Annotated in this window: 3 protein-coding genes; all 3 read right to left on the bottom strand. The window is 63.3% G+C overall.

Translation table 11 applies throughout. The features are described 5' to 3' along the window. Positions 1-230, bottom strand: a 230-nt coding sequence (locus Q0288_RS12470) for a TIGR04255 family protein (RefSeq protein WP_299430894.1), incomplete at its 3' end; no start/stop codon positions are given. A 94-nt stretch (positions 231-324) separates the two neighbouring features. After that, positions 325-1,191: a putative toxin-antitoxin system toxin component, PIN family gene (locus tag Q0288_RS12465; protein WP_299430892.1), complete on the bottom strand. Its 867-nt coding sequence runs from the start codon at positions 1,189-1,191 to the stop codon at positions 325-327. A 2-nt stretch (positions 1,192-1,193) separates the two neighbouring features. Beyond that, positions 1,194-1,634 (bottom strand): helix-turn-helix domain-containing protein, encoded by a 441-nt coding sequence (locus Q0288_RS12460; protein WP_299430890.1) that lies wholly within the window; start codon positions 1,632-1,634, stop codon positions 1,194-1,196. Between the last annotated feature and the right edge of the window lie 253 nt (positions 1,635-1,887).

The raw sequence follows: 1,887 nt of genomic DNA, 5'->3' as shown, positions 1-1,887 counted from the left end.
GTCCTGCTCTGGACGCCCTCTGGACCCACAAAGATATCGTGCCCTTCTTCGGGGCGCAGCACCGCATACTCCTCGCGAATCGCCTCCTGAAACGGCCCAATGAAATCATCACGAGCAATAGAAGCGATCTTGGGAAAGCGGAGCTGAGTCAAGACTCTGACCAGCGGCGCGTGTTCGAGAGGGATCTCCTTCGGCGCAGGTGCAACTAGCGGGTTATATGTCATCATCATATGAACACCAGCTTTCTGACATCGAGCATTGCAGCGAATGATAGCCCTCACTGCGGAGTTACCAGCTATGACTCCCGGCCATAGTGTAACCCAACTATGTGAAATAGGATGTGAAGTGGACGTGCCAGCGCAGAGGTGGTGCCCAGACCTGACCTGCCCTTACTGTGCTGTCCGCCGCGCCTCCCGCGCCCGGCGCTTCTCCTCCAGGGTGAAATGCCTCTCGTTCAACCGCTCGGTGGTCCCCGAGGCGTTTGGCTTGGGATCGGTACCGCGGTCTTGGTTCCAGTTGACGGTAAACCTGGCCCGCAGCACCCCCGCCATCATCCAGGGCCGGATGTTCAACCGCACCCCTAGCAGGGTGGTCGGGTTCAAGGCACGGGCCTCTACCAGGTTCAAGCAGCTCCTGGTACTGCTCCAGCAGCGCTGCGCTGCGGGGCAGGCCCTGGGCTTTTAGGGTCTCTAGCAGCTCCTGGGTGGTTTGGGGTGGGTGGCGCAGGAGTGAGCGCTGGTTCTTGACCGCCCCAAGTACCCTGGGAGTATCGAGATCCATCAGGTCGAGCACAAACTCGTCGGGGTGCAGGGCCTCGAGGCCATAGGTCTTCAGGGTGTCGGCAGGAAAGTCGCGCTGGTTGAGGGTCACGATGGCGTCCGCACCGCAACGGATGGCGGCGGCCAGCACGTGGCGGTCGTCGGGGTCGGGGAGTGTGAGCGCGGGGATCAGCTCCTGGTAGCCGGTCACCAGACAGTCCAGTACGGCCCTGTTCATCAGTTCACGGGTGCGCTTTAGCTGCTGGCGGCTCAGGTCGGGGCGGTTTGCCAGGAGGTTTTGCATCCACTCCTGATGGATGTCTTCGGTCCACCTGGCCCGGTACAGGCCGGTGCGGGCCGGGTGCAGGAGCAGATCGCGCAGCGGGGCGGGGTAGAGCACGCTGGCATCGTAGACCACCGTGAAGCTGGACAAACTCAGTACCCCATCTTGAGCTTCTGGGCCTGCTGCTGTAGCTGGCGCAGGGCCTCCTCCTGCTCGGCCTGGGCGCGGGCCTGGTAGGCCAGCAGGTCGGACAGGCTAACCCGGCGGTGGCTGCCCACCTTGCGGTGCGGGATTTCTCCCGCCTCCAGGAGCCCCACCAGAAACGGGCGCGAGACCTTAAGCAGGTCTGCGGCCTCCTGGGTGGTGAGTTCGGCCCCCCGCGGTATCACCGCGACCGAGCGGCCCATAGCGGTCTGGGTCAGAATCTCTTGCAGCAGCGCCAGTACGTCCTGGCCCAGCACCAGCGGGGCCGTCTCGCCGTTGATGTACAGGGTCAGATCCTGGCCCGCATACCTGGCCAGCCGCTCGCTGAGCTGCCTGGCCCGCTGGGCTTCGCACTCGCTGGGCAGATGGGGTGGGTTCAGTGTGGCCATGGGTTCACCTCCTCCAGTACGACACGATCTAGTGTAATCGAAATAGTCGCAATAATCAAAACAGACAAAACGCCCTATGCCGCCCCCGCCTGCCGCCTTGCCTCTTCCTTCTGCTGCCGGGTGAGGTGAAGGTCGTTCAACCGTTCGGTGGTGCCCGAGGCGTTCGGCTTGGGATCGGTACCGCGGTCTTTGTTCCAGTTGATGGTAAACCTGGCCCGCAGCACCCCGGCCCTCCCCCAGGGCCGGATGTTCA

Origin of the sequence: uncultured Meiothermus sp., assembly GCF_937863175.1 — a bacterium.
Lineage (GTDB): Bacteria > Deinococcota > Deinococci > Deinococcales > Thermaceae > Meiothermus.
Note: the sequence above shows the minus strand (reverse complement) of the source record. Positions and strands in the feature narration are given on the sequence as shown.